Here is a 25,064-nt window from a genome sequence, read left to right on the forward strand (position 1 = left end):
CAAAGGCGCGTGGCTATGTCGTTTTTCAAAAAGCTCAAGGATCGGCTGACCGGATCATCTTCGAAGATCGACGAGGGGTTGGATGCGATTGTCAGCGATGGCGGCGTCGAAGAACCACCAGTGATCGAAACCCCGTCCGAAGTGATCACTCCCGATGCGCCTGTCGAGACCAAGGAGCAAACCCCCGAACCCACACCTAAGCCCGGTATTTTGGGGCGGATGTTTGGTGGTGAGCAAGCAACTGTCGTACGACGAACTCTCGACGATGAGATGCTTGAACAGCTCGAGGAACTGCTGATCACTGCGGATATGGGCGTGGATACTGCGCTGCGGGTCACGGCCAATATGGCAGAGGGCCGTCTTGGCAAAAAGCTCTCGGTGCCTGAGATCAAACAGCTTTTGGCGGATGAGGTCGCACGCATTATGGAGCCGGTCGCGCGACCGATGCCGCTATACGCGAAAAAACCGCAGGTGGTGCTGGTCGTTGGCGTCAACGGCGCTGGCAAAACCACGACGATCGGTAAACTCGCGAGCCAATTTCGTGCAGCGGGCAAAAACGTGGTAATCGCTGCGGGCGACACGTTTCGTGCGGCAGCCGTTGAGCAGCTTCAGATTTGGGGTGAGCGCGCGGGTGTGCCAGTAATGACTGCGCCCGAAGGTTCTGACCCGGCCAGCCTCGCGTTTGATGCAATGACAAAGGCCGAAGCCAATGGCGCGGACCTCTTGATGATCGACACCGCTGGCCGACTACAAAACCGTAGCGATCTGATGGAAGAGCTTGCCAAAATCGTGCGTGTGATCCGCAAGAAGGACCCAGATGCGCCGCATAACACACTCTTGGTGCTTGATGCGACGACGGGGCAGAACGCTGTTCAACAAGTCAAAGTATTCCAAGAATTAGCTGATGTTTCCGGATTGGTGATGACCAAATTGGATGGAACCGCCCGCGGTGGTGTATTGGTTGCTCTTGCCGATCAATTTGGGCTTCCCATTCATGCAATCGGCGTCGGAGAACAGATCGACGACCTTGCTGCGTTTGACCCGGCCGAGTTTGCGACCGCACTTGTCGGGACATCGGAATGAAGCATCTTGCTTTGGTCTTGGGCATTTGGGCCGGGCCTGTGCTTGCTTATGACACGCTAACGACCCGCGATTGTCAAACGCTATGGGATCGATTTGTAGTTGGCCTCAGGCCACATGAGATATTCGGTGACACACAGCCAGCAACTGTTGTTCAGGCGAATGACAGCGGTGCCTGTGTTATTGATGGTCGTCAATTCGATAGCCAACCTTTTGAAACACTACGATTTCAAGTCGATGGCGCGCATGTGTTTCTGGCCGAGGGCATCTTGCCCACCTCAGCTCAGTTCGCAATAGAGCAGCTTCATTGGCGTGGTAGTGAGCGTAGATATGATTTGCGCTTTGCGCTCAACCACGACCCTGCGGCTGGTCAATTGCATCTCGATCACTTCACGCTGTCACAACCCCAAGATCAGAGCGGCGTGGACGTCGATATCGTCGTCGGTGGAGCGTATTTTTCGACGCTTGCAGGGCTGCAATCAAGTATCGGAGGGTTGCATGTCAAAGCTGTCGCAGGCTCAGCCAACATCAACCCGGCGCTGTTGAGTGATTTGGAAATTGACCTTTCGGCGCTGACACGGGCGAACCTCGCCATTGCGCTGCGTGATGTGGGGCAAGACACGGTGAGCACGTCCAGCAGGAATGCGTTGCTTGAAATGTCGACAATGAAGCGCGGCACATTAGATTTCGACCTGACCTCTGAAAATGGGTTGGGCTGGATACAATTGGCTTTGCCATACGCGCAAATCGTTGAGGCGGAAACAGACGAAGAAATTTCGACAGGGTTTGGGCGGCTCTTGTCAGGCGTTGAACTGGGGCTTTCCTGGGATACAGGTGATTTTTGAACGACTTAGGTAAATGGCTGGTCTCAATTGCCGGCACCCCCGAGGGCGCACGGCTCGCGACCATGCTGGCACTGACTTCTGCGGTTGCGCATGCGGCCTTCGGAGCTTTGCAAAAGGGGCGTTATGATCCGTGGTTGTCGCGTGGGGCTATCGATGTTTGGCTTGCGATCATTTCTGCGCCTGTCGCATTGTTCTTGGTGCCGTGGCCCAATTTCACGACTGCGCTCATCCTTGTTGGAGCAATTGTTGTTCATTTCGCATACAAGGTGACCATGGCACTGGCCTATGAAAAGGCCGCTTATACCGTGGTCTATCCAGTCGTGCGCGGTACTGGACCTTTGGTTACTGTGCTGGCGGCATCCTTGTTTTTCGGAGAACACTTCAGCTTTGTCCAATGGATAGGTGTGGCCTGTTTATCCGGAGGGATCTTGCTGCTTGCGCTGCGCAATCTATCAGAAGAACAGATTGATGTGAGATCGCTCAAGATCGGTCTATTATGGGCGTTGGTTTGTGGGATGCTGGTCGCGGTTTACACCACCTATGATGCCTATGGCATTCGCCAATCGCCTGATCCATTTACCTTCTTGGCGTGGTTTTTCTTTGTCACTGCGTTGGACATGCCGATCCTTGCGGCTTGGCGGTATCGTCGTATGGCAAACCCACCAGTCCTGCGCCCGTTGGTTTGGCGTGGACTGATTGGTGCGGTGATTGCATGGATCAGTTTTGGTGGCGTTATGATGGCGACACGACTGGACAAAGTTGGTGAGGCCGCCGTTTTGCGGGAAACCTCGACTGTTTTTGCCGCCCTGATTGGATGGTTCATCTTGGGTGAAAAAGTTGGGCCGCGGCGGTTATTCTTGATGGCACTGGTTGCGTTAGGCGCTGTGATCGTCGAAATGGGAGCCTAACGGAGGCGTACATGGCAAACGAAGATATCAACCCAGTTGTCAAACAAGTGCTCGAACTTGGGCCGACTTTGGCGTTTTTCCTGATCTACGTGAAGATCAAGGATGAAACCTATTTTCTGAACGGCACGGAATACACGGGTTTCATCGTATCTGCGCTGGTGTTTATCCCGATCTTACTTTTGTCGATGGCAATCCTTTGGAAACTCACCGGAAAGCTGAGCCGGATGCAGGTCTTTACCGCATTTATGGTCATCTTTTTTGGTGGGCTGACGGCCTATTTCAACGACGAGCGTTTCTTTAAGATGAAGACAACAATCGTTTATGGTTTCATGGCGGGCATTTTGGGGGTCGGGTTGCTGCGTGGTCAAAGCTACCTGCAATATGTGATGGAAGAATTTCTACCCATGGAACGTGAAGGTTGGATGATCTTCACCAAACGTATCACCATGATGTTCATTGCCTTGGCCATTGCGAATGAAGCCATCTGGCGCACCCAATCAACCGACCTGTGGGTCAAGCTAGAGACGTTTGCATTTCCTGCGGCGCTGTTTGTGTTCTTGTGGGTGCAGATTATTGGTCTGCAAAAATATCTGATCGAAGATCCCGAAGCGTCGCAAGACTAGCGCATTTCCGCAAATCCAAAGCCCACTGTGCTGCGTCTTGCTCCGGCGCGTGCGTCGCGACGATAGCGCATGGTGTCGACGATATCATCGTTGAGGTGAGGGCGGAAAATAATGCCGATCTGATCTTTCGTCGACCAAACCACAACGCCGCTGACGGGCCGTCCCAGCACGTTAAACGACACTTTGCTGCCACGTAGCATCGGGCGTACCCGTTCAATTCGCGCCCCATGGTTGTTCACATCAACCACCTGCCCAGAGACCACACCCACTGGGCTGCGAATTTCAACGGGATATTGCGTGCGGTAGCGATGCTGTCGGTATTGCATTGGGTCACCTTTGGTCGTGTCACAAAGGTGTTATTGCAGCATGTTTAAGAAACTATTGCGCCGGGTGTCGTCGAATTCAGACAATTTGATCTATCGCAGCGCATAAGCTGTCGTAGGTAGCAAATTGGGGTTTCATGGGGCCGATGGATCAGCGCGCGGTAGACTGCGCAGATATCCTGCCTAAGGTAGCCAGACCAATGACAAATGCGGCGTGCGGGTTCTGTCATTGGGAAACCTGCCATATTCAAACCGTTTAGGGTTTGGGGGCGATCAATTGTCAGGTCGACAAGGTTTTCATATTCATTGCGCGCGATCCCCAATGGTGGTCCCCAATGCGGCAGCGCCAACATCAGTAGCGCATCGAACAAGAAATTTGCTCTGGCATGGATGTTAAAGAATTCGGCGGTTTGACCTGCGGCGCTCTGTTGTGTGCGGTGCATTTCGCGGGCAAAGGCGGCGGGCGTTATCAAAATAACGCGCGCGACATCATTAGCTTGGCATTGCGATAGGGCAGCGAGGGTGACACGCGCACCGAGCGAATGCGCAACGATATGGATCGGCCGCTGGGGGCTAATACCGCGAATTTTTTGGATCAAACCCGCGAGATCATGTGCTGCTTCGCCGGCTGCGCGATGCGCTTCCCAAATCGTACCACGTGCGGGCCATCCGTACCCAACAGCCAGAGCCGTTTGCGGGGTGAGCCCCAGTTGAAACGGCCATGACGCGATCCGCTTGCCTGTTTTTTGTGGTGCATAAGCATATATCTGGCGATGTGGATCGGACCGAGGCAGGGAAGGATCATATTTATATCCGTGTACCATAATCACAATTGGCGCACCCTCGGGGAGGTTGGCGAGCGCGGTCCGCACTTTCAAATTGGAGGGCAAGTGACCCTGAGACACAGCGAAATGCATTTTAGGCGAACTCCGATTGCGTTGTTCTTTATTTTGTCGGCGTTGCTCACACTGCTGTGACAGCGCGATTAAGATTGTGTAACGATCGAGGTTCTTGACCTGCTGCACTCGGCGGCCTATGCATTCGCCGTGGCGATTTGTTACCGGATTGCGGGCCACGTTAAATATGCCGCTAAAGAGGGTGAAGGTTCTTTTGACCTCGATACCCTTTTCCCGGTGTCGAGGTTTTTTAATGCGCAAACGCGCGAGGATATGACGATGACGAACTGGAGCAAACGCACGAAAGCGGTCCATGCCGGCACACGGCGCAGCCAATACGGCGAGGTCAGTGAAGCCATCTATATGACGCAGGGCTTTGTCTACGAAACAGCCGAGGATGCAGAGGCGCGTTTTGTGGCATTGGGCGATGATGAATTCATCTATGCGCGCTATGGCAATCCAACCGTCGCCATGTTCGAAGAACGCATTGCTGCGCTGGAAGGGGCGGAAGACGCGTTTGCGACTGCGTCTGGTATGGCGGCCGTTAACGGTGTGCTAAGCGCGCTATTGTCTGCGGGCGACCATGTTGTGTCGGCCAAGGCTTTGTTTGGGTCGTGTCTATATATCCTCGAGGAAATCCTGACACGTTACGGGGTTGAAGTAACCTTTGTTGACGGCACAGATCTTTCGGCATGGGAAGCGGCGCTACGCCCAAACACAAAGGCTGTTTTCTTTGAAAGCGTATCAAACCCGACGCTTGAGGTGGTTGATATTGCGGCGGTTTCCAAGCTGGCGCATGCCGTTGGCGCGAAGGTCATTATTGATAACGTCTTTGCAACGCCAGTCTTTTCGAACGCGATTGAACAAGGTGCGGATGCGGTTGTGTATTCGGCAACCAAACATATCGACGGGCAGGGGCGTGCACTGGGCGGTGTTATCTTGGGCACCAAAGAGTTTATTCGCGGCACAGTCGAGCCCTACATGAAACATACTGGCGGATCGATTTCGCCCTTTACGGCGTGGCTCATGCTCAAGGGGCTAGAGACCATCGATCTGCGGGTGCGCGCGCAGGCGGATTCGGCACTGAAAATTGCTACAGCGCTTGAGGCCGACGGTAAGCTTCCAAATGTAATTTACCCCGGTTTGACCAGCCACGCCCAGTTTGATCTTGCGCAGGCGCAGATGGGGTCTGGCAGCACGGTATTGTCAATTGACGTCGGTTCCAAAGATGCTGCCTTTGCGTTGCTGAATAAGCTTGAGATTTTCACCATCTCCAACAACCTTGGTGATGCGAAATCCATTGCGACGCACCCCTACACGACAACGCACCAGCGTCTCGAGGAAGAGACCAAAGCTGATCTGGGTATCACCCCCGGCCTGATCCGTTTGAGCATCGGTCTGGAAGGTGCAGATGATCTACTGGCGGACCTGCGCGCCGCGATTGGTTGATCCATTGCGCGGCGGCGCGGCACGCCGCGTAGACATGTACAAAACGGGGCGTGTGTGTCGTATACGCCCTGTCACAGCTATCTTGATGTGTTAAGGTCTCGGGCGTTCGCCTGTGCTGTAGGAGGCCAAAAATGACTGATCTGAAGTCGGATGTTCTGCGTATCTATGAAGAGATGGTTGGAAATGCCAAACGCGCGACCAACCAAATTGGAGAGCAACCCGACGCCGGAGGGCAGGCCATGAACATGCACACGTCCCAGTTAAACGACACGCTGAGCAGAGAAGACGCGGAGGCCGCGCTGGCGGTGTTGCGCCGCTGGGCCAGCGCGGTTTCAGCCGAAGAAGTTGCGACACTTGATCCACTCGTGTCACGTTTGATTCCGGGGCAAGAGGTTTCCAATTACCCAGCCCTAGCACGTGCCTATCCTGATGCCTTTGAGGTGGATGATGCATACAAGGCATCCATGCCCGATCTGCAAAATGGACCTTCGAGCCTGATCAAAGGGGCGAAACAGCAGATTCAACACGTTGGAATTTCCAACTTTCGTTTACCGATCCGTTTTCACACCCGCGATGGCGGCGACCTGACCTTGGAAACCTCGGTCACGGGTACAGTTTCGCTGGATGCGGAAAAGAAGGGCATCAATATGTCCCGGATCATGCGTACCTTCTATAAGCACGCAGAAGAGACATTTAGCTTTGATGTCATCGAGCGCGCGTTAGATGCGTATAAGACTGATCTCGAAAGCTTTGATGCGCGCATCCAAATGCGGTTTTCCTTTCCAATGAAGGTCGAAAGCCTGCGTTCTGGCCTGTCTGGCTATCAATATTACGACATCGCGCTAGAGCTGGTCGAAAGCGCAGGGGTGCGTAAACAGATCATCCATTTGGATTACGTCTATTCGTCAACCTGCCCATGTTCACTGGAATTGTCAGAGCACGCCCGACAGTTCCGTGGACAGCTTGCGACACCGCATTCACAACGTTCTGTCGCCCGCCTGTCTGTGCTGGTCGATCAGACACAAAGCTGTTTGTGGTTTGAGGATCTCATTGATCGTGCACGCTTAGCGGTGCCGACAGAAACGCAAGTTATGGTCAAACGCGAAGACGAACAGGCCTTTGCCGAGCTGAACGCCGCCAACCCGATCTTTGTCGAAGACGCCGTGCGGCTGTTTACCGAACAGTTACAAGCCGAGAACCGCGTTTCAGATTTCCGCGTTATCGCGAGCCATCAAGAAAGCCTGCACAGCCACGATGCGGTGTCTGTGCTGACCGAAGGCGAAACCTTTGCGAGTGAGAGCCTCGATCCCAAGCTATTTGCGACGCTTTTCCACGTAGGCTAGTGACGAACTGCAGGCATAAGTGGATAGTTGCGCGTTCTGAACTGCCCGTGAAAATTAGCTTGAACGTCATATAGTTGGCCATACCCTAGGCGCTGATGAACACTTCAACGTGCCAAGGGATGAGAGATGGGGCTGTTTTCGCGAAAACCAAAGGGTGACTTGAACCTTGATTACGGATGCGTCGCGGGGCACTCGCTCGCTTGGTTGCCGTTTTCAAAGGCCGCAATCTCGCTCGCCTTTCCGCATTTGACCGTCAAGGCAGAGACAATCCCCGGTTATAACCAAGGCACCGTAGAAGGCTTTGCGCTATATGACGGTGACGCCTCAGAGCCCGCGTTTTGCATTTCCCGCGATAGTGACAGCGGCTACGCGTCAGATTTGGCCGCGTACAACGCGCAGGCGCTGAGCCTTGGTCGTTACCGGGTTGGCGAAACATGTTTAGGTGATTTCTCTGATGATCACCTCGAGGAGGCGGGTTTTTGGGTAGGGGGCGGTAAGATTATGACCATGGGAGGACAGCGCGAATTTGGCGCGACCTTTGTTGCACGACATCTGTTCGAGCCACCTGTCGACTGGTCTGGTGATCTACGCAAAGAAAGTCCAGAGTTTTGGAAAACCTGTATGCTGACGGAAACGCGATACTTTATTTCTGGGCGTCGCCAGCGCCCCTATCCAGAGGTTGATGAGGCAACTGGTCTCAAGCTGTACAAAAAGCATCGTAAACAAGCACCTACGGTCGTGCAGCCGGGGCCCAACCTATGCGGGGGCGATCCGATTCCGCTGCTCATTCAAGAAATCTATGACCCCAAAGCGGCGGAAAAAGCGTACCTCAAGCTTGTTGATATCATTCGACACACAGCCGACCCGGACACAACCAAAGCAAAGATCAAAGAGGTTTTCGCAAACACCGAAGACCCGGAAACAACCGCGCTGCGCATAAGCGAAATTTATAACCAAGACGCTGAGGTGGATTTCATATTCTGGCTCGATTGGAAGGAAGACACTGTTGAGCTTGAGCACACTCTCCGACGGGTGCTCGCTGATGTTGAACTTGATTTCCCTAAACCAAGGGCAGCTACACTGGCGATGCCAGGTGCGCTTGATCCCTACTTTAAATATTTGAATGAGATAGGGTTCGATCTTTGGACAGTGTCCACTGTTGTTGATGCCCACACATTCTTTGTCGCAAGCAAAAAAGATCGGAATCGGATTAAGAAGCTGATGGCGCCCACAAGAATATTGGCAAGCTGATGAAATTTCGCAGTCATTTGATGCGGTGTTGCGAAGGCGGACAAGAGAGAAGGATCGGGCAATCCCGCGCTCTTGCCCTTGAAGCCCCTGTCGCCTGTCACTAAGACTCTGTCAGGACTTTTGATTTAGGACGTCCCCGTCCAACAGTGAGGCAATAGATATGCAAGACCCCGTCGAGACCTACATGAACCTTGTCCCAATGGTCGTTGAACAGACCGCTCGGGGTGAACGCGCCTACGATATTTTTTCGCGCCTACTGAAAGAACGTATCATTTTCGTCAACGGCCCCGTTCATGATGGCATGAGCCAGCTAATCGTGGCACAGCTGCTGCATCTGGAATCGGAAAACCCGAAAAAAGAAATCAGCATGTATATCAACAGCCCCGGTGGCGTTGTGACATCTGGTTTGTCGATCTACGACACGATGCAGTACATCAAACCAAAGGTCAGCACGCTGGTCATCGGTCAGGCGGCGTCGATGGGGTCGCTGCTGTTGACTGCAGGCCATCCGGGGTTGCGTTTCTCGCTGCCAAACAGCCGCGTCATGGTGCACCAGCCATCTGGCGGCTATCAGGGCCAAGCGACTGATATCATGATCCACGCGCAAGAGACGCAAAAGCTCAAGACGCGACTGAACGAAATCTACGTCAAGCACACTGGCCAGACGCTGAAAAAAGTGGAATCCGCCCTAGAGCGCGACAACTTTATGTCGCCAGAAGAGGCGCGCGATTGGGGCCTGATCGACGAAATCGTCGAGAACCGTGAAAAGGCCGACGACTAAAGGTCTTGTTAACCTGACCTCGTCTAGGTCATTTTGACATTGTGGACCTTGCCGGGCTGTCCTAAAGTTGGAACAGGGGCAGCCCAAACTAAGTTTGACGGGCCTAATGGCCAAGGGGTTTTGAGATGGCGACAACGACCGGAAACGACAGCAAAAACACGCTTTACTGTAGCTTCTGCGGGAAAAGCCAACATGAAGTGCGCAAGCTGATTGCTGGTCCAACGGTATTTATCTGTGACGAATGCGTTGAGCTATGCATGGATATTATCCGCGAGGAAACCAAAACCGCGGGTTTGAAATCCGGCGACGGTGTGCCAACCCCGACCGAAATTTGCAAAGTTCTGGATGACTATGTAATCGGCCAGTTGCATGCCAAGCGCGTGTTGTCTGTAGCCGTTCATAACCACTACAAGCGTCTAAACCACGCTGATAAGTCGGATATCGAACTGGCGAAATCAAATATCATGCTGATCGGCCCAACCGGTTGTGGTAAAACACTGCTGGCGCAGACATTGGCGCGCATCTTGGATGTGCCCTTTACTATGGCGGATGCAACAACACTGACCGAAGCTGGTTATGTTGGCGAAGATGTTGAGAACATTATCCTCAAGCTGTTGCAGGCCTCTGAATACAATGTAGAGCGTGCGCAGCGCGGCATCGTCTATATTGACGAAGTTGATAAGATCACGCGCAAGTCTGACAACCCTTCTATCACACGCGATGTTTCCGGTGAGGGTGTGCAGCAAGCTTTGCTCAAGATTATGGAAGGGACCGTTGCATCGGTACCGCCTCAGGGTGGTCGCAAGCATCCGCAACAAGAATTCTTGCAGGTCGATACAACGAACATTCTGTTTATCTGCGGCGGTGCGTTCGCTGGTTTGGACAAAATCATCGCGCAGCGTGGCAAAGGCACCAGCATGGGCTTTGGCGCTGATGTGCAAGAAGTGGATGAGCGCGGCGTTGGCGAGGTTTTCCAAGACCTCGAACCAGAAGATCTGCTGAAGTTTGGTCTGATTCCTGAATTCGTTGGTCGTCTACCCGTGATTGCCACGCTGACTGATCTCGACGCTGACGCGCTGATCACGATCTTGACGCAGCCTAAAAATGCGCTGGTCAAACAGTATCAACGTTTGTTCGAACTCGAAGACACCAAATTGACCTTCACCGATGATGCACTGTCTGCCATCGCCAACCGTGCGATTGAACGCAAGACTGGCGCACGTGGTCTGCGGTCAATCATGGAAGATATCCTGCTGGATACGATGTTTGATCTGCCGGGCATGGATACCGTAACCGAGGTCGTCGTGAACGAAGAGGCGGTCACATCTGATGTGGCTCCTCTTATGATCCACGACGAGGGCAAAAAGGCAAAAGAAACAGCCTCTGCGAGCTAATCGGGTGCAACGGATTAAATCGGGCGGCATATACGAGGATAAAATCGGATACTGCCGCGCCGTCGTTGCCGATGGCTGGGTGCATGTGTCTGGAACCGTTGCGCCGGGCGATCAAATTTCGGACAGTGTTGCGGAACAATGCGCTGCTGCACTGCAGGTCATCGAAGGAGCACTGACCAAGGCCGGCGCATCATTTGCTGATGCGGTACGGGTCACCTATGTGGTCCCAAATCCTGCCGATTTTGAGGCGTGCTGGCCCGTATTGTCACAGACCTTTGGCGATAACCCTCCTGCGGCGATGATGATTTCATGCCCCTTGATTGATCCTAAGTACAAGATCGAGATTGAACTCACAGCCTATCGCGCAGGGCTTTAACGACACTAGACCTTTCGTTGTATTTCGGGCATTGAGAGGCAAGGTAATCGGAGACGTGCCATGGGCTTAGGTCACAATATGAAACGCATCTTTACGTGGTGGGATGGCCAGTCATTTGGCACCCAGCTCTGGACGAGTCGTAACGGGACCAAAGTTGGTGAGGATTCCGAAGGCAACGTGTTCTATCGGAACGCCGATGATAGCCGCCGTTGGGTGATCTATAACGGCGAAAACGAAGCATCACGCGTGAGCCCTGAGTGGCATGGTTGGCTGCATCACACATGGGACCAGCCACCAAGCGAAACACCGGTGGCGCATAAAGACTGGGAAAAACCGCACCAAGAGAATCTGACTGGTACCATGCTTGCCTATGCGCCCGCAGGTTCTATTCGCAAGGCGGCGCCAGCCGAACGCACCGATTACGAGGCGTGGTCACCGGAATAGGGCTGGTCGATATGAAACGCTTTATCCTTTCAGTTGCCCTGACGTTTGGCTGCACGGCAGCGGTGCAAGCCCAAAATGATGTCGCAATATCCGCTGACGCCGGTGAAGTCCGCGTCTTGGACAAGCTAACAGGCGAGCATGCAGATTTGACATTGCATCCCGGTGAAACGGGGCGGCTCGGCTACTTACACATTACCTTGAACGACTGCCGTTATCCCGAATCGAACCCTTCGGGCGATGCATTCGTTGAATTGGTGGTAAAGTACCGTGATGAACCAGAGCCCGTGTTTGCAGGCTGGATGATTGCGTCTTCACCAGCATTAAACGCAATGGACCACCAGCGTTACGACGTCTGGGCGTTGCGTTGTATTACGTCCTGAGCCGACGGAATTGGGCCGGATTGCGCAAAGCTGGCCGGTAGATTGATCGCTTGTGCAAGCTGTTGGTGATAGGCAGCACGCGGTATTTCTTCGGCCCCTAGGCTCGCGAGGTGATCCGTAATGAACTGCGTATCGCACAAGACAAACCCACCGAGCCGCAACCTGTCGATCAAATAGGCCAGAGCGACCTTTGAGGCATCTGTCACAGTGCTAAACATGCTTTCGCCAAAGAAGGCGGCGCCAATTGCAACGCCATATGCACCACCGACGAGATCCTTGCCCTGCCAAACCTCGACCGAATGTGCGTAGCCGAGTTGGTGCAATACGCAATAGAGTTCAAAGATGGTCTCGTTGATCCAGGTCTCGTCACGATCGGCGCAGCCCGACACGACCTGAGCAAAGGCGGTATCAAAGCTAACGGTCAGATGCCCGCGCCGCATCGTCTTGGCGAGGCTACGCGAAATGCGAAACCCATCGAGCGGAATGACGCCGCGCATTGTCGGATCAACCCAGAAAATCTCGGGGTCATCCCGGCTTTCGGACATGGGAAACACGCCTTGGGCGTAGGCGGACAGTAATATTTCTGGAGTAAGCTCTTGCATTGTACGAGCGACGTTACCGCGAAAAATGAAACGCGGTCCAAATTCTTGAACCGCGTTTCGTGATTTAGGCGTTTAGGTTTTCTTCGAGCCAGTGTTCGAGCCAGTGAATGTTGTAGTCACCAGTTTGAACGGCTTCTTCTGCCAATAGCGCGTGGAATAGCGGTACTGTCGTATCAACACCATCGACGATCAATTCGCCCAATGCACGTGCCAGACGCGCAAGCGCCTCTGGACGGTCGCGGCCATGCACGATCAGCTTACCGATCAGGCTGTCATAGTAGGGCGGGATGCGATAGCCGTCATAAAGCGCACTATCCATTCGCACGCCAAGGCCACCGGGCGTGTGGTACTGCGTGATCGTACCGGGGCAGGGGGCAAAGTTTGGCAACTTTTCAGCGTTGATCCGCACCTCGATCGAGTGACCATTGATCGTCAGATCGTCTTGGGTGAATGACATCGGCATGCCTGCTGCGACGCGCAGTTGTTCGCGCACAAGATCTACACCAAAGATTGACTCCGTGACCGGGTGTTCGACCTGAAGACGGGTGTTCATCTCGATGAAGTAGAATTCATCGTTCTCAAACAAGAATTCGATGGTTCCCGCGCCAATGTAGTTGATCTTGGCGACCGCGTCAGCACAGACCTTACCAATCTTTGCACGTAACTCGGGGGTGATGCATGGGCCTGGGGCCTCTTCAAACACCTTTTGGTGACGCCGCTGCAAGGAACAATCACGTTCGCCAAGGTGAACAGCGTTGCCTTTCCCATCGCCAAAGACTTGGATTTCGATGTGGCGCGGAGTGGTCAGGTATTTTTCGATGTAAACTTCATCGTTGCCAAAAGCTGCTTTGCCCTCGGCACGCGCTGAATGGAATGCCTGTTCCATGTCGGCAGCGGTTTGCGCCACCTTCATGCCACGGCCACCGCCGCCAGCAGTTGCCTTGATGATCACCGGATAACCGATTTCCTCGCCGATGCGTTTTGCATCCTCGAGTGTTGGCACCCCACCATCAGAGCCGGGAACACAAGGCACGCCAAGCGCCTTCATTGTGTCCTTGGCGGTGATTTTGTCACCCATGACACGGATATGTTCTGCTGTCGGTCCAATGAAGGTTAGGCCATGGTCCTCAACGGCCTGCACGAAAGCTGCGTTTTCAGACAGAAAGCCATAGCCGGGGTGGATCGCTTGCGCACCTGTGATTTCACAGGCGGATAGGATCGCAGGGAATGACAGATAGCTTTGCGCAGAAGATGGCGGGCCGATGCAGACGGCCTCGTCGGCCATACGCACGTGCATCGCATCAGAGTCAGCCGTAGAGTGCACTGCGACCGATTTCACACCCATTTCGCGGCAGGCGCGTACGACACGCAGGGCAATTTCGCCCCGGTTCGCGATAAGAATTTTATCGAACATGGGCGGCCCCTTATTCGATGATCACAAGAGGGGCGCCAAATTCGACGGCGCCGCCGTCTTCGACCAGAATGCGTTTCACAGTGCCTGCGCGTGGTGCAGGAATGTGGTTCATAGTTTTCATCGCTTCGATGATCAGCAATGTGTCGCCTTCGTTGACAGTTGCACCGACCGAGGTGAAAGGCGCTGCGCCGGGTTCTGGTGCCATGTAAACGGTGCCAACCATTGGCGATGTCACTGCGCCAGGGTGGCTGGCAGGATCAGCAGCATCTGCTGCCGGAGCAGGTGCCGCCGCAGCGGGTGCAGGCGCTGCAACGGGCGCAGGCGCTGCCGGAGCAGCAGGCACAGTTGCTTGTACAACGGTTTGTGTTTGGCGGCTGACGCGAACGTTCAGGCTGTCGTTTTCAGCATAGTCCCGCTTAACTTGAAGCTCGGTCAGATCGTTTTCACGCAAAAGCTCTGCCAGAGCCTGAATAAAGCTGACATCGCTGTCATGAGAGGTTTTGTTGCTCATAGTGTCCTCGGCCGTTTGCCTATTGTTCATTCGCCGCGCGACGTAACGTCACTAGGCGTCGGAGCACTTATAGGGCAAGCCTGCCGGGGGGGGAAGCACGCGTATATGAAAATGCAATGCTTTGGCGATTTGTTCGCTTGGTCTAGCGGATTTGCCGGGCGTAGACGAAATATACGCCCGGCAAACTGGTGCTTAAATTGCGAGATATTGCGCGCGGAGCGCTTCGTTTTCGAGAACCTCGGCCGCCGAGCCATCAAAGACGACTGTACCCGTGTCCAAGATCACGGCGCGGTCGGCAAGCTTCAACGCTGCGACAGCGTTTTGCTCAACGATCACTGTGGTGATGCCTTGGTCGCGGATGATGTCTAGTGTCTTGGCGATTTCTTGCACGATCACCGGGGCGAGCCCCTCGTATGGTTCGTCCAGAAGCAGCACTTTGATGTCGCGCGCAAGCGCACGCGCAATGGCAAGCATCTGCTGTTCGCCACCTGAAAGGGTCACGCCCTCTTGTTTGCGACGCTCGCCGAGACGTGGGAACAGGTCATAGATACGATCAAGTGACCAGCCTTTCGGCGGGGCGATCTGCGCAAGTTGCAGGTTTTCTTCCACTGTCAGGCCCGGAATGATCCGACGATCTTCGGGGACCAATGCGATCCCAGACGCCGCAGCTTGGTGGCTCTTCATCTCGTGCAGCGGTTGGTGGTCGAGCCAAATTTCGCCATGCTTGAGTTCTGGATCATCGAGGCGTGCAATCGTCCGCAAAGTGGATGTCTTGCCCGCACCGTTACGCCCCAAAAGCGCGAGGATTTCGCCCTCGTGGATGTTAAAGCTTACGTTTTGAACGATGTAGCTTTCGCCGTAGTAGGCTTCGATTTCCCATACGCTGAGAAAGGCGGGGTGAGTGGCCGCATTGTTGGCGTTTTTGTTGAATGGTTTGTTCATAGTGTTCTCCGGAGTGCCAAACTTTCTACGAAAGTTGGTGGCCAACCCTTTGCAGGAAAGAATTGGCCGCTGGATGAAGGATTAGACCTGTGCTTCGCCGAGATAGGCTTCGCGCACTTTTGGGTGGCCTTTGATGTTTTCCGGGATGTCTTCGACAAGCGGTGTGCCCTGCGCCAAAACAGTGATCCGTTCTGCAAGCGAAAAGACAACGTTCATATCATGTTCGATGATAGCCATCGTGATACCACGTTTTGTCCGGATTTCTTTGAGCAGGTTGATCGTGTTCTCCGTGTCGGCGCGCGCCATGCCCGCGGTTGGTTCATCCAAAAGCAACAGCTTTGGATCTTGGACCAGACACATGGCCATTTCCAAGCGACGCTTGTCACCACGAGACAGGCTCGAGGTCACAACGTCCCGTTTTTCGAGCATGTTCACATCTGCGAGGATTTCCTCGGCCTGCGCGCGAATGCCTTTTTCGGACATGACGCTGCTGATTGCGTGCATGCGGAACGCACCATCCCGTTTGGCAAAGCAGGGGATCATCACGTTTTCGAACACCGTCAAGTCCGAGAAAATCTCGGGTGTTTGGAACACGCGGCTGATGCCCATCTGGTTAATCTCGTGGGGCTTGCGCCCCAACACAGATTGACCGTCAAACATCACCGAACCACTGTCGGGGATCAGTTTACCCACCAAAACGTTGAGGAGCGTGGATTTGCCCGCACCGTTTGGTCCGATGATTGCGTGCACCGTGTTTTCTTCGACACTTAGGTTGACGTCACCTAGCGCCTGCAGGCCACCAAACCGTTTATTGATGCCTTTAACTTCAAGGATTCCCATATCCGTTTCTCCTTATTCGGCAGGTTTGGTTGCGCCAGAGCTGGCTTTTTCGGATTTCTTGCGACGGAAAGCCGCTGCGATTTTCTGTCCACCTTGGACAAGGCCACCGGGCAGGAAGATCACGACCAGCATGAACACGATACCCAGCGTCAGGTGCCAACCTTTACCCACGAAAGGATAGATCAGTGTGACAACAAAATCCTCGAGCCCATCAGGCAAGAACCCAAACCAGTCGTGCAGGATCTGGCTGTTGATCTTCGAAAAGATGTTTTCAAAGTATTTGATCATTCCTGCGCCCAGTACTGGACCGATCAGCGTACCTGCACCACCAAGGATAGTCATCAAGACGACCTCACCAGATGCGGTCCACTGCATACGCTCAGCACCGGCAAGAGGGTCCATTGATGCCATCAAACCGCCAGCGAGACCTGCATACATGCCCGAAATCACAAAGGCTGCGAGCGTATAAGGCCGTGCGTTCAGACCTGTGTAGCTCATCCGCGTTTGGTTGGATTTGATCGCGCGCAACATCATACCGAATGGTGAACGGAAAATCCGGATTGCCAGATAGAACGAGAGAACCATGATCAAGGCTGCCAAGTAGTAGCCAGCGTTGAAGGTAAAGGTCCAAGCCCCAACCGACATTTCATAGGATGACCGCATCTCAAGTCCGAACAGTGCCGGAACCGGGATGTTGCCGCTTGCCGTTTGGGCCGCACCCAACACGCGCGGATCGTCCAGAGCCAGTTGCAGACCTGTCTCACCACCTGTGATAGGCGTCAGAACAGAGTAGGCCAAGGCGAACGACATTTGCGCAAAGGCAAGCGTCAGGATCGAGAAGTAAATCCCAGAGCGGCGCAGCGACACAAAGCCGATCACAAGCGCAAAGAGCCCGGAGATGATCACGCTGAGGATGATCGCTGGCAGCACGTTCATGCTAAGCAATTTGAACATCCAAACAGCAGAGTATGAACCCACACCCAAGAACGCCGCGTGACCGAATGACAGATACCCTGTCAGGCCGAACAGAATGTTAAACCCGATCGCAAAGATGCCAAAGATGACAAAGCGTTGCATCAAGTCGGGATAACCCGCGTTGAACTGTGCCAATTCGGAACCCGCTGGAAACGGGTTAAGAATGAATGGTGCGAATAGTGTCAGGCCAATGACAATAAGAAGCAGCCGGAAGTCTTTCTTTTCGAGACCTAGCATTGGCTTATTCCTCCATCACGCCTTTGCGACCCATCAGGCCACGTGGACGTGTCAATAGAATGATAATTGCGACCAGGTAGATGATGACCTGGTTGATCCCTGGAAGCAGATTGACCGCCCAGGAGGTTGAGGCAAAGCTCTCGAGGATACCTAAGAGAAAGCCTGCTGCGACAGCGCCGGGGAGGGACCCCATGCCGCCCACAACAACAACCACAAAGCTCAGCACCAGAAAGTCCATGCCCATGTGATAGTTCGGTGGATTGATTGGCACATACATCACGCCCGCAAGCCCGGCGACTGCCGCCGCAATGCCAAACATGATGGTAAACCGCTTGTCGATGTCGATGCCGAGGATGCCGACTGTTTCGCGGTCGGCCATGCCTGCGCGTACAACCATCCCGAAGGTCGTGAATTGCAGGAATGCAAAGACTGCACCGATCACCAGTAGCGAGAAGAAGAAGTATACCAGACGCCAGTAAGGGTAGATAATGGCGTTCGCGTCGAAGCCGATCATGACCCCAAAGTCAAAGCTTCCTTTGAATGCTTCAGGAGCTGGGGTTGGGATTGGGTTCGCGCCGTAGTAGTATTTGATCACTTCTTGCAGCACGATGGCCAAGCCGAAGGTCACCAAGATTTGGTCTGCGTGCGGACGTTTGTAGAAGTGTTTGATCAGGCCGCGCTCCATGATGAAGCCGATGCCGATCATAACTGGAATGGCAAAGAGGATCGAAATCGGAACCGCCCAGTCGATCAGCCGGTCGCCGAGTGCCGGGCCGAAGAGATCGTGGAGGTAGGGGACATCAACTTGGAGAGGATTCCCCAAAAAGTCTGTCCGTGTTTCGTCCACAACTTTGTGGCTGAGTGTAAGGAGTTTGCTGACGGTAACAGCGCAAAATGCGCCCATCATAAACAGCGCCCCGTGAGCGAAGTTGACAACGCCAAGCGTCCCGAAGATAAGTGTAAGCCCGAGCGCAATGAGTGCGTAAGCCGAGCCCTTATCAAGTCCGTTGAGGATTTGAAGAATGAACTGGTCCATAAGGTGACCTCTGATCAGTTAAGTGTTGGCGGGGTGCCAAGAGACATACCGCAGCCCAGCAAGGCGCAGTTTACTGTCGACGTGACAGGCCACCACGTGATGTGGTGACCTGATGTAGTGGTTAATTACGCGCCTGGGTTACATGTACCCAATGCACCACCCTGGAATTGTGGGTGATCTGGCTCGTAGGTCACCTGATCAACAGGTGTAACCTCTACGATTTCGAGAAGGTCGAATTCGTTCTCTGGGTTTTCTTTACCCTTCACGACCAGCACGTCTTTGAAGCACTGGTGATCTGCGCCACGGTAAAGTGTTTTACCGTTACCCAAGCCGTCGAATTCGTAATCTTCCAGAGCTTCTGCAACTGCACATGGGTTGAACGAGCCAGCCCGTGTAACTGCGTCAGCATAAAGAAGTGTCTGCACGTAGCATGTGTGCGCAGCCTGTGATGGCGGGAAGCCGTATTTTGTCCCAAAGGACTGAACGAATGCTTTGGAGCCTTCGTCCTGCAGCGACCAGTGCCAGTTTGTCGAACCAAAGATGCCCTTCACGTTGGCACCCGCACCCTTCGCCATCAGGCGAGAGTAGAGAGGAACGACGATCTCAAAGTTCTTGCCGTTTGCCATCGCATCACGCAGGCCGAACTGAACAGCGTTGGTGAGAGAGTTCACCATGTTACCGCCGTAGTGGTTCAGAACCAGAACGTCAGCACCAGAGTTCAGAACAGGCGCGATATATGAAGAGAAGTCAGTCTGTGTAAGTGGTGTTTTCACCGCGTTCACAGTTTCCCAACCCAATGCTTCTGTCGAAGAACGTACAGCTTCTTCTGTGGTGTAACCCCAGTTGTAGTCAGCTGTCAGGTGGTAGGCTTTACGGTCTGTACCGTAGTTTGACGCAAGCACAGGAGCCAGCGCCGCGCCCGACATGTAAGAGTTAAAGAAGTGGCGGAAGCCATTGGCGCGCTTATCTTTACCTGTCGTGTCGTTCGAGTGGGTCAGACCCGCCATAAAGATAACGCCGGCCTCTTGGCAGAGCGCTTGTACGGCCACAGCCACACCAGAGGATGAACCACCGGTGATCATGATCGCGCCGTCTTTTTCGATCATCGAGCGCGCAGAAGCACGTGCCGCGTCAGACTTGGTTTGGGTATCACCTGTTACATATTTAACTTCGCGACCCAGAATACCTGTGCCGTCGAGAACTTTTGAAGAGAAGGTGTTCAGCATTCCGCCGTCGCCACCACCGTTCAGGTGCTCTACAGCCAGTTCATACGCACGCAGTTCGTCTGCGCCCTCGTCCGCGTATGGTCCTGTCTGTGGAACGTTGAAGCCAAGAATGACCTCACTGTCACCGGGTGCGTTGGTGAAACCAGCGTGGGATTCCGCACGTAGATACGTCGGAAGCGTTAGGCCCGCACCAGCAATTGCACCGGTCTTCAACACGCCGCGACGTGAGAAATTCGATTTTGACATTATTTTCCTCCCTAAAGGTTTGTGCTGATCAATCCCGAAAGATTTCACAGCTTGTACGTGTACGTACACGTCTATTTTGGTGGGTGATTGGTCAATTCAGCAACAACCCATTGGGACGACTTGCTTTATTTGTAAAAAAATGCACAACTCGATCTCTATGATTGTAAACCAGTTTTCATGCAGGTGCAGAAAGCGATTGAAAGCATTGGGGGAATTCACGGTGTCAGTGAAACGATTGACAGGCTCGCGTATTCGGGAAAAGCGGCTTGATCAGGGGTTGCGTCAGGCGGCCGTCGCCGAGGCGGTTGGAATTTCGCCATCATATCTTAACCTTATTGAGCATAATCGCCGCAGAATCGGGGGAAAGTTACTTTCTGATCTTGCGCGGGTTCTAAGTGTTGATCCGGTCATGCTGACGGATGGGGCAGACAGCGATCTGCTTGACCAGATGCGTAGCGCGGCCGCGACTTTGGGGCCAGATGCCGAAATCGCAAGGGCAGAGGAATTTGCTGCGCGCTATCCAGGATGGAGCGCATTGGTCGTTGCGCAGGCCCGTCGGATTGCAGCATTGCACGAACACACGCTCGCCCTGACGGACCGAATGGCGCATGATCCCCAATTGGCAAATTCGCTACACGAGGTGATCTCGGCAGTGACGTCGATCCGTTCGTCAGCGTCTATTCTGGTAACCCAAGAACAATTGGATGCGGATTGGCAAAAGCGGTTTCACCAGAACATTCACAAAGATAGTTTGCGACTCGCTGATAGTAGTGAGGCGCTGATCGCGTATCTTGAAGCGCCGGAAACCAAACTAGAGGTTGCCCAGTCCCCATTCGAGCAAATGGAAGCTGCGCTCGCATTGCGCGATTACCAGTTGGAGCAGCTCGAAGGTCGCGATCCTGACATTGCTGAGCTGGGGCAGGAGATGGGATTAACGGGGTCCTCACTGCGGCTTTTCGACGCCTATGCCCGGCAGTACCAAGATGACGCGATACAACTTCCGCTTGCTGAATTTTCTCAGGCCGCTCGTGATTTGGACTATGATCCGTCGCAGCTTGCGCGACAGTTTCGGGTGGATTTTGCGACGGTCTTGCGCCGCTTGGCAAGCCTGCCATCGCACGAGGGCCACCCGCGCATGGGGCTCGCGGTTTGCGATGCCTCAGGGGCGTTGACCTTTCTCAAGCCGGTTCCCGGTTTCACCTATTCACGCGCGACTGACGCCTGCCCATTATGGCCTATATTTAGTGCACTTAGTCGTCCCACGCAGCCTATTCGCGCAGAGGTCACTTTGCCAGATGCCGGCCAAACGCGTTTCATGTGTTATGCGATGGCAATGCCAAAGGGAGAGCAGCAGTTTGACGTGATCCCAGTGCTTCAAAGTACGATGCTTGTTATAGCAGATCCTGCCGAAAGCGCAGGATTTTCAATTCCCGTTGGCGGATCATGTCGGATCTGCCCACGTTCTGATTGCGCGACCCGGCGCGAGCCTGCAATTATCGGACTGGCGGGTGCAGCTGGTCTTTGACTTCGGACCTAATTCCCACGATAGTCCACCTTAGGGAGGCTGCCCCTATGGGGTAGTAAGACAATTGGGGAGGCGATGAGATGGGCAAACGTGTCCTTCTGATCGAAGATGAGCCGAATATACTTGAGGCGATCAGTTTTATTCTGTCCCGCGATGGCTGGACAGTGCACACCCATGAAGATGGGGAAACCGCGATGAAAAAGGTGGAAGGCTTTCCACCCGACATGATTATTTTGGATGTGATGCTTCCGGGACGAAGCGGTTTTGACATCCTCAGGGATTTACGCGCATCCGAAATCACCAAGGATATACCTGTGATGATGCTGACAGCGCGTGGCCAAGAAAAAGATCGGGAATTGGCGCTGCGGCTTGGCGCGAATCATTTCATGACTAAGCCATTCTCGAACGCAGAGGTGCGTGACCATGTCAAAGAGCTGATGGGCGCATGAGCCTTGGGCCAAAGTCCAAGATTTTCTTAGAGCAAGCCGGGTATCGACAAAGACGGGTGCGCGATGCCGTGCGATTGCTGCCGCTACTGGGGATCGTGCTGTTGTCGATCCCTCTCTTGTGGCCAAGGCTCGAACCACCCGAGGCTTATAGCTCTGGCGCGTTGGTCTATATTTTTGGTGTTTGGGTTGCGCTAATCGCGATCTCGGCATTTTTGTCGCGGACGATGCATGCCGATGACGATGAAGCCGCGCCAAAGGGTGGATCTGATGCTTAGCTTTAATTTGGTCATTACGATCTCGTTATGCTACGTGGCGATCCTATTCATGGTCGCCTTTTTGGCAGAGCGCCGCGCGACAATGGGCAATGCCACCTGGCTTTATTCTCCGCTCATTTACACCTTATCGCTGAGTATCTACTGCACGGCTTGGACGTTTTATGGCGCGGTGGGGTATGCTGCGCGGTCGGGTTTAGAGTTCGCTACAATCTATCTTGGCCCAACTTTGGTAATGATTGGCTGGTGGTGGATTTTGCGCAAGCTGGTCCGTATCGGGCGGGCGCATCGCATTACGTCTATCGCGGACTTGGTGTCATCCCGTTTCGGAAAATCGACTACGCTCGGGATGATCGTCACGCTAATTTCTGTTGTTGCAGCAACACCTTACATCGCACTTCAATTGCAGTCCGTGACCCTATCGTTTTCGGTATTTGCCCAAAGCAACGGCCAAGTGTGGCATCAGGCTGATCTGAACGCGACGGCGATGTGGGTCGCGATGGGGCTGGTTGTCTTTACCGTGCTGTTTGGCACCCGAAATTTGGACGCAAACGAGAGGCACCACGGTATCGTTATGGCCATCGCTGTTGAAGCCGTGGTCAAACTGCTCGCGCTATTGGCGGTTGGTGTATTCGTGGTTTGGGGGATCGCGGGCGGTCCAACTGAAATGTTGGCGCGTATCGATAATTCGTCGATAACTCTTTGGGATCACAACGGTGGGCGTTGGATCAGTCTGCTGTTTTTGTCCGCAGCTGCCTTTATTTGTTTGCCGCGTATGTTTCAGGTGCTTGTTGTCGAGAACGCGGATGAACGGCACCTCGCTATCGCGAGCTGGGCTTTTCCGGGGTATTTGCTCTTGATGAGCCTATTTGTCGTGCCGATTGCGGTAATTGGGCTTGATCTGCTGCCGACAGGTAGCAACCCGGATCTGTTTGTGCTGACTATCCCGCTGAGCGAGGGGCAAAATGGTCTTGCGATGCTTTCGTTCCTTGGTGGTTTCTCATCCGCGACCTCTATGGTGATGGTCGCAACAATTGCTTTGGCGACCATGGTGTCAAACCACATTGTCGTACCGATTTGGCTATCGATGCGGCCCAACCAACAGGCCGTGATTTCTGGCGATATTCGACACGTAATTTTGTTGGCACGCCGACTGTCGATTGCGGGCGTGCTGTTTCTAGGGTTCATCTATTACCGTCTTTCCGGGGGCGGCGCGGCGCTTGCGGCAATTGGATTGGTGTCATTTTCAGGGGCCGTGCAAATCTTGCCAGCGATGCTGGGGGGGATTTTCTGGCGCGGTGCAACGCGGATCGGCGCCGCAGCAGGTTTGAGCGTCGGGTTGGTGCTATGGCTGTGGACGTTGTTTCTGCCAAGCTTTGGCGCAGATGCCGTCATCAGCCAAGCAGTGTTTGATCATGGTCCATTTGGGTGGACATGGCTGCGGCCACAGGCGCTGTTCGGCATTGGTGGGCTTGACCCATTGGTCCACGGAATATTCTGGTCAATGCTGTTGAACACCGGAACGTTCTTGGTCGGGTCACTGGTGAGCTTTCCCAAGCCTCTCGAGAGGTTGCAGGGCGCCCAATTCGTGAATGTGTTCGAACATTCTGCCGCGGCCCCCGCGTGGACCAACGCGGCGGCAGGTGCAGAGGACCTGCTGATCATGGCGCAGCGCATCATGGGCAGCACAGACGCGCAGGCCATCTTTGAACGCGAGGCCACCCGCCAAGGTAAAAAAGGTTATTTGCCCGAAGTGACCCCCGCTTTCGTTGAGCTTCTGGAGAGAGAACTTGCAGGTTCTGTCGGGGCGGCAACAGCACATGCAATGGTCGGTCAGTTGATCGGAGGCAGCGGTGTTTCAGTCGAGGATCTGATCGCCGTTGCGGATGAGGCCGCCCAAATTCTGGAATACTCCAGCCGCCTTGAGGCTAAATCAAATGAACAAGAGCAAACCGCACGTGCGCTGCGCGATGCCAACGCGAAGCTGACCGCGCTATCCATTCAAAAGGATGCATTTCTGAGCCAAATCAGCCACGAATTGCGTACGCCCATGACGTCGATCCGGTCATTTTCGGATATTCTGCGCGACGGTGAAATGACTGATGCCGAACAAAAGCGTTATTCCGGCATTATCCATGATGAGGCGATCAGGCTGACCCGTTTGTTGGACGATTTGCTTGATCTATCGGTACTTGAAAACGGTCAGGTCATGCTCAACGAACAAAGTGGGAGCCTGTCAGAACTGCTTGATCGCGCAATTGGGGCTGCCGGATTGCTGAACAGTGATTTGGTCATCCTGCGCGCGCCAGAGGTTGCGAATGTCACGATCAAGACTGATTTGGATCGCCTTGTGCAGGTCTTTATCAATCTCATTGCCAATGCGCGGAAATATTGTGATGCGCGCCATCCAAGGCTGCGCATTTCCGTGCATGATCGCGGCTCGCACTACTATATCGACTTTGTCGATAACGGCAGCGGAATCGCCTTTGATAATCAGCAGCTGATTTTTGAAAAGTTCTCGCGCTTGTCTGATGGTGCCAAAGCTGGCGGGGCAGGGCTTGGGCTTGCTATTTGTCGAGAGATTATGCGCAGGTTGGGCGGCGACATTACCTATCTGCCGGGCCAATACGGTACCGCCTTCAGGTTACGATTGCCCAAGAAACGCGTACCGCATGCGTTAGCACAAACGTAACCAT

Annotated in this window: 26 protein-coding genes and 1 riboswitch; of the genes, 16 read left to right on the forward strand and 10 right to left on the reverse strand. The window is 53.9% G+C overall.

From position 1 onward, the window contains the following. The first annotated feature begins 15 nt into the window (after positions 1 to 15). The 4 genes from ftsY (at position 16) to TW80_RS02885 (ending at position 3,456) form a co-directional block, all read left to right on the forward strand. Positions 16 to 1,083, forward strand: a complete 1,068-nt coding sequence (gene ftsY / locus TW80_RS02870) for a signal recognition particle-docking protein FtsY (RefSeq protein ID WP_045995844.1) — start codon at positions 16 to 18, stop codon at positions 1,081 to 1,083. Then, a complete protein-coding gene (locus TW80_RS02875) occupies positions 1,080 to 1,925 on the forward strand; it encodes a hypothetical protein (protein ID WP_045995845.1) in 846 nt (281 codons plus the stop codon). The genes ftsY and TW80_RS02875 overlap by 4 nt, the downstream gene beginning before the upstream one ends. A 62-nt stretch (positions 1,926 to 1,987) precedes the next feature. Next, entirely contained in the window at positions 1,988 to 2,833 is an 846-nt protein-coding gene (locus TW80_RS02880) for a DMT family transporter (RefSeq protein WP_045996966.1), read from the forward strand. A gap of 11 nt (positions 2,834 to 2,844) precedes the next feature. Next, positions 2,845 to 3,456 carry an inner membrane-spanning protein YciB gene (locus TW80_RS02885; RefSeq protein WP_045995846.1) on the forward strand — a complete coding sequence of 204 codons (612 nt, stop codon included), beginning with the start codon at positions 2,845 to 2,847 and terminating at the stop codon, positions 3,454 to 3,456. Here the strand turns inward: TW80_RS02885 and TW80_RS02890 are convergent. Both TW80_RS02890 and TW80_RS02895 read right to left on the reverse strand, forming a co-directional pair. Next, positions 3,453 to 3,782, reverse strand: coding sequence for a PilZ domain-containing protein (locus TW80_RS02890; protein WP_045995847.1), 330 nt, complete (start codon positions 3,780 to 3,782; stop codon positions 3,453 to 3,455). The genes TW80_RS02885 and TW80_RS02890 overlap by 4 nt on opposite strands. Before the next feature lie 44 nt (positions 3,783 to 3,826). Beyond that, entirely contained in the window at positions 3,827 to 4,603 is a 777-nt protein-coding gene (locus TW80_RS02895) for an alpha/beta fold hydrolase (protein ID WP_239450508.1), read from the reverse strand. 212 nt (positions 4,604 to 4,815) lie between these two features. After that, positions 4,816 to 4,893, forward strand: a riboswitch (SAM riboswitch). A 55-nt stretch (positions 4,894 to 4,948) separates the two neighbouring features. Between TW80_RS02895 and metZ the strand changes: the two genes are divergently transcribed. The 8 genes from metZ to TW80_RS02935 all read left to right on the forward strand — a co-directional run bounded on the left by metZ (position 4,949) and on the right by TW80_RS02935 (position 12,093). Then, entirely contained in the window at positions 4,949 to 6,124 is a 1,176-nt protein-coding gene (gene metZ / locus TW80_RS02900; protein WP_045996967.1) for an O-succinylhomoserine sulfhydrylase, read from the forward strand. A gap of 239 nt (positions 6,125 to 6,363) precedes the next feature. Beyond that, complete coding sequence (folE2, locus tag TW80_RS02905) at positions 6,364 to 7,467, forward strand: GTP cyclohydrolase FolE2 (RefSeq protein ID WP_045996968.1); 1,104 nt, start codon at positions 6,364 to 6,366, stop codon at positions 7,465 to 7,467. Between the two features lie 126 nt (positions 7,468 to 7,593). Next, positions 7,594 to 8,718, forward strand: a complete 1,125-nt coding sequence (locus tag TW80_RS02910) for a DUF6630 family protein (protein WP_045995849.1) — start codon at positions 7,594 to 7,596, stop codon at positions 8,716 to 8,718. 160 nt (positions 8,719 to 8,878) lie between these two features. Continuing rightward, positions 8,879 to 9,499 carry an ATP-dependent Clp protease proteolytic subunit gene (locus TW80_RS02915; RefSeq protein WP_045995850.1) on the forward strand — a complete coding sequence of 207 codons (621 nt, stop codon included), beginning with the start codon at positions 8,879 to 8,881 and terminating at the stop codon, positions 9,497 to 9,499. Positions 9,500 to 9,624: 125 nt separating this feature from the next. Further along, complete coding sequence (gene clpX, locus TW80_RS02920) at positions 9,625 to 10,893, forward strand: ATP-dependent Clp protease ATP-binding subunit ClpX (protein WP_045995851.1); 1,269 nt, start codon at positions 9,625 to 9,627, stop codon at positions 10,891 to 10,893. 4 nt (positions 10,894 to 10,897) lie between these two features. Then, positions 10,898 to 11,269, forward strand: coding sequence for a RidA family protein (locus TW80_RS02925; protein ID WP_045995852.1), 372 nt, complete (start codon positions 10,898 to 10,900; stop codon positions 11,267 to 11,269). Positions 11,270 to 11,329: 60 nt separating this feature from the next. After that, positions 11,330 to 11,713: an NADH:ubiquinone oxidoreductase subunit NDUFA12 gene (locus TW80_RS02930; protein ID WP_045995853.1), complete on the forward strand. Its 384-nt coding sequence runs from the start codon at positions 11,330 to 11,332 to the stop codon at positions 11,711 to 11,713. Positions 11,714 to 11,724: 11 nt separating this feature from the next. Continuing rightward, positions 11,725 to 12,093, forward strand: a complete 369-nt coding sequence (locus TW80_RS02935) for a DUF2155 domain-containing protein (RefSeq protein WP_045996969.1) — start codon at positions 11,725 to 11,727, stop codon at positions 12,091 to 12,093. On the opposite strand, the gene aat is transcribed toward TW80_RS02935, so the two are convergent. The 8 genes from aat to TW80_RS02975 form a co-directional block, all read right to left on the reverse strand. Then, positions 12,057 to 12,695: a leucyl/phenylalanyl-tRNA--protein transferase gene (gene aat / locus TW80_RS02940; protein ID WP_045995854.1), complete on the reverse strand. Its 639-nt coding sequence runs from the start codon at positions 12,693 to 12,695 to the stop codon at positions 12,057 to 12,059. The two genes, TW80_RS02935 and aat, sit on opposite strands and share 37 nt — an antisense overlap. A 64-nt stretch (positions 12,696 to 12,759) precedes the next feature. After that, positions 12,760 to 14,109, reverse strand: coding sequence for an acetyl-CoA carboxylase biotin carboxylase subunit (gene accC / locus TW80_RS02945; RefSeq protein WP_045995855.1), 1,350 nt, complete (start codon positions 14,107 to 14,109; stop codon positions 12,760 to 12,762). 10 nt (positions 14,110 to 14,119) lie between these two features. Then, positions 14,120 to 14,620: an acetyl-CoA carboxylase biotin carboxyl carrier protein gene (accB, locus tag TW80_RS02950; protein WP_045995856.1), complete on the reverse strand. Its 501-nt coding sequence runs from the start codon at positions 14,618 to 14,620 to the stop codon at positions 14,120 to 14,122. A gap of 192 nt (positions 14,621 to 14,812) precedes the next feature. Then, positions 14,813 to 15,562 carry an ABC transporter ATP-binding protein gene (locus TW80_RS02955; RefSeq protein ID WP_045995857.1) on the reverse strand — a complete coding sequence of 250 codons (750 nt, stop codon included), beginning with the start codon at positions 15,560 to 15,562 and terminating at the stop codon, positions 14,813 to 14,815. A gap of 81 nt (positions 15,563 to 15,643) precedes the next feature. Beyond that, positions 15,644 to 16,402 (reverse strand): ABC transporter ATP-binding protein, encoded by a 759-nt coding sequence (locus TW80_RS02960; protein WP_045995858.1) that lies wholly within the window; start codon positions 16,400 to 16,402, stop codon positions 15,644 to 15,646. 12 nt (positions 16,403 to 16,414) lie between these two features. After that, positions 16,415 to 17,614 carry a branched-chain amino acid ABC transporter permease gene (locus TW80_RS02965; protein ID WP_045995859.1) on the reverse strand — a complete coding sequence of 400 codons (1,200 nt, stop codon included), beginning with the start codon at positions 17,612 to 17,614 and terminating at the stop codon, positions 16,415 to 16,417. A gap of 4 nt (positions 17,615 to 17,618) precedes the next feature. Further along, the gene (locus TW80_RS02970) at positions 17,619 to 18,650 is read right to left on the reverse strand and encodes a branched-chain amino acid ABC transporter permease (RefSeq protein ID WP_045995860.1); all 1,032 of its coding nucleotides are present in this window, start codon (positions 18,648 to 18,650) and stop codon (positions 17,619 to 17,621) included. Positions 18,651 to 18,775: 125 nt separating this feature from the next. Continuing rightward, positions 18,776 to 20,122 carry a substrate-binding protein gene (locus TW80_RS02975; protein WP_045995861.1) on the reverse strand — a complete coding sequence of 449 codons (1,347 nt, stop codon included), beginning with the start codon at positions 20,120 to 20,122 and terminating at the stop codon, positions 18,776 to 18,778. A 226-nt stretch (positions 20,123 to 20,348) separates the two neighbouring features. Between TW80_RS02975 and TW80_RS02980 the strand changes: the two genes are divergently transcribed. From TW80_RS02980 to TW80_RS02995, 4 genes are all read left to right on the forward strand, one after another. Then, positions 20,349 to 21,647, forward strand: coding sequence for an XRE family transcriptional regulator (locus tag TW80_RS02980; protein WP_239450480.1), 1,299 nt, complete (start codon positions 20,349 to 20,351; stop codon positions 21,645 to 21,647). A gap of 80 nt (positions 21,648 to 21,727) precedes the next feature. After that, a complete protein-coding gene (locus TW80_RS02985; RefSeq protein WP_045995862.1) occupies positions 21,728 to 22,096 on the forward strand; it encodes a response regulator transcription factor in 369 nt (122 codons plus the stop codon). Further along, on the forward strand, positions 22,093 to 22,371 hold the full coding sequence (locus TW80_RS02990) for a hypothetical protein (RefSeq protein WP_045995863.1): 279 nt from the start codon (positions 22,093 to 22,095) through the stop codon (positions 22,369 to 22,371). The genes TW80_RS02985 and TW80_RS02990 overlap by 4 nt, the downstream gene beginning before the upstream one ends. Beyond that, complete coding sequence (locus TW80_RS02995; protein ID WP_045995864.1) at positions 22,364 to 25,060, forward strand: ATP-binding protein; 2,697 nt, start codon at positions 22,364 to 22,366, stop codon at positions 25,058 to 25,060. The genes TW80_RS02990 and TW80_RS02995 overlap by 8 nt, the downstream gene beginning before the upstream one ends. Positions 25,061 to 25,064 lie beyond the last annotated feature (4 nt).

Source organism: Loktanella sp. S4079, assembly GCF_000967725.1.
Classification (GTDB): domain Bacteria; phylum Pseudomonadota; class Alphaproteobacteria; order Rhodobacterales; family Rhodobacteraceae; genus Yoonia.

Coding starts and splice junctions, on each gene's coding strand:
- ftsY (WP_045995844.1), top strand. CDS start 16: ATGTCGTTTTTCAAAAAGCTCAAGGATCGGCTGACCGGATCATCTTCG.
- TW80_RS02890 (WP_045995847.1), bottom strand. CDS start 3,782: ATGCAATACCGACAGCATCGCTACCGCACGCAATATCCCGTTGAAATT.
- TW80_RS02875 (WP_045995845.1), top strand. CDS start 1,080: ATGAAGCATCTTGCTTTGGTCTTGGGCATTTGGGCCGGGCCTGTGCTT.
- TW80_RS02995 (WP_045995864.1), top strand. CDS start 22,364: ATGCTTAGCTTTAATTTGGTCATTACGATCTCGTTATGCTACGTGGCG.
- folE2 (WP_045996968.1), top strand. CDS start 6,364: ATGAACATGCACACGTCCCAGTTAAACGACACGCTGAGCAGAGAAGAC.
- clpX (WP_045995851.1), top strand. CDS start 9,625: ATGGCGACAACGACCGGAAACGACAGCAAAAACACGCTTTACTGTAGC.
- TW80_RS02985 (WP_045995862.1), top strand. CDS start 21,728: ATGGGCAAACGTGTCCTTCTGATCGAAGATGAGCCGAATATACTTGAG.
- accC (WP_045995855.1), bottom strand. CDS start 14,109: ATGTTCGATAAAATTCTTATCGCGAACCGGGGCGAAATTGCCCTGCGT.
- TW80_RS02960 (WP_045995858.1), bottom strand. CDS start 16,402: ATGGGAATCCTTGAAGTTAAAGGCATCAATAAACGGTTTGGTGGCCTG.
- TW80_RS02895 (WP_239450508.1), bottom strand. CDS start 4,603: ATGGTACACGGATATAAATATGATCCTTCCCTGCCTCGGTCCGATCCA.
- TW80_RS02885 (WP_045995846.1), top strand. CDS start 2,845: ATGGCAAACGAAGATATCAACCCAGTTGTCAAACAAGTGCTCGAACTT.
- TW80_RS02930 (WP_045995853.1), top strand. CDS start 11,330: ATGGGCTTAGGTCACAATATGAAACGCATCTTTACGTGGTGGGATGGC.
- metZ (WP_045996967.1), top strand. CDS start 4,949: ATGACGATGACGAACTGGAGCAAACGCACGAAAGCGGTCCATGCCGGC.
- TW80_RS02910 (WP_045995849.1), top strand. CDS start 7,594: ATGGGGCTGTTTTCGCGAAAACCAAAGGGTGACTTGAACCTTGATTAC.
- TW80_RS02880 (WP_045996966.1), top strand. CDS start 1,988: ATGCTGGCACTGACTTCTGCGGTTGCGCATGCGGCCTTCGGAGCTTTG.
- accB (WP_045995856.1), bottom strand. CDS start 14,620: ATGAGCAACAAAACCTCTCATGACAGCGATGTCAGCTTTATTCAGGCT.
- TW80_RS02935 (WP_045996969.1), top strand. CDS start 11,725: ATGAAACGCTTTATCCTTTCAGTTGCCCTGACGTTTGGCTGCACGGCA.
- TW80_RS02990 (WP_045995863.1), top strand. CDS start 22,093: ATGAGCCTTGGGCCAAAGTCCAAGATTTTCTTAGAGCAAGCCGGGTAT.
- aat (WP_045995854.1), bottom strand. CDS start 12,695: ATGCAAGAGCTTACTCCAGAAATATTACTGTCCGCCTACGCCCAAGGC.
- TW80_RS02965 (WP_045995859.1), bottom strand. CDS start 17,614: ATGCTAGGTCTCGAAAAGAAAGACTTCCGGCTGCTTCTTATTGTCATT.
- TW80_RS02970 (WP_045995860.1), bottom strand. CDS start 18,650: ATGGACCAGTTCATTCTTCAAATCCTCAACGGACTTGATAAGGGCTCG.
- TW80_RS02915 (WP_045995850.1), top strand. CDS start 8,879: ATGCAAGACCCCGTCGAGACCTACATGAACCTTGTCCCAATGGTCGTT.
- TW80_RS02975 (WP_045995861.1), bottom strand. CDS start 20,122: ATGTCAAAATCGAATTTCTCACGTCGCGGCGTGTTGAAGACCGGTGCA.
- TW80_RS02955 (WP_045995857.1), bottom strand. CDS start 15,562: ATGAACAAACCATTCAACAAAAACGCCAACAATGCGGCCACTCACCCC.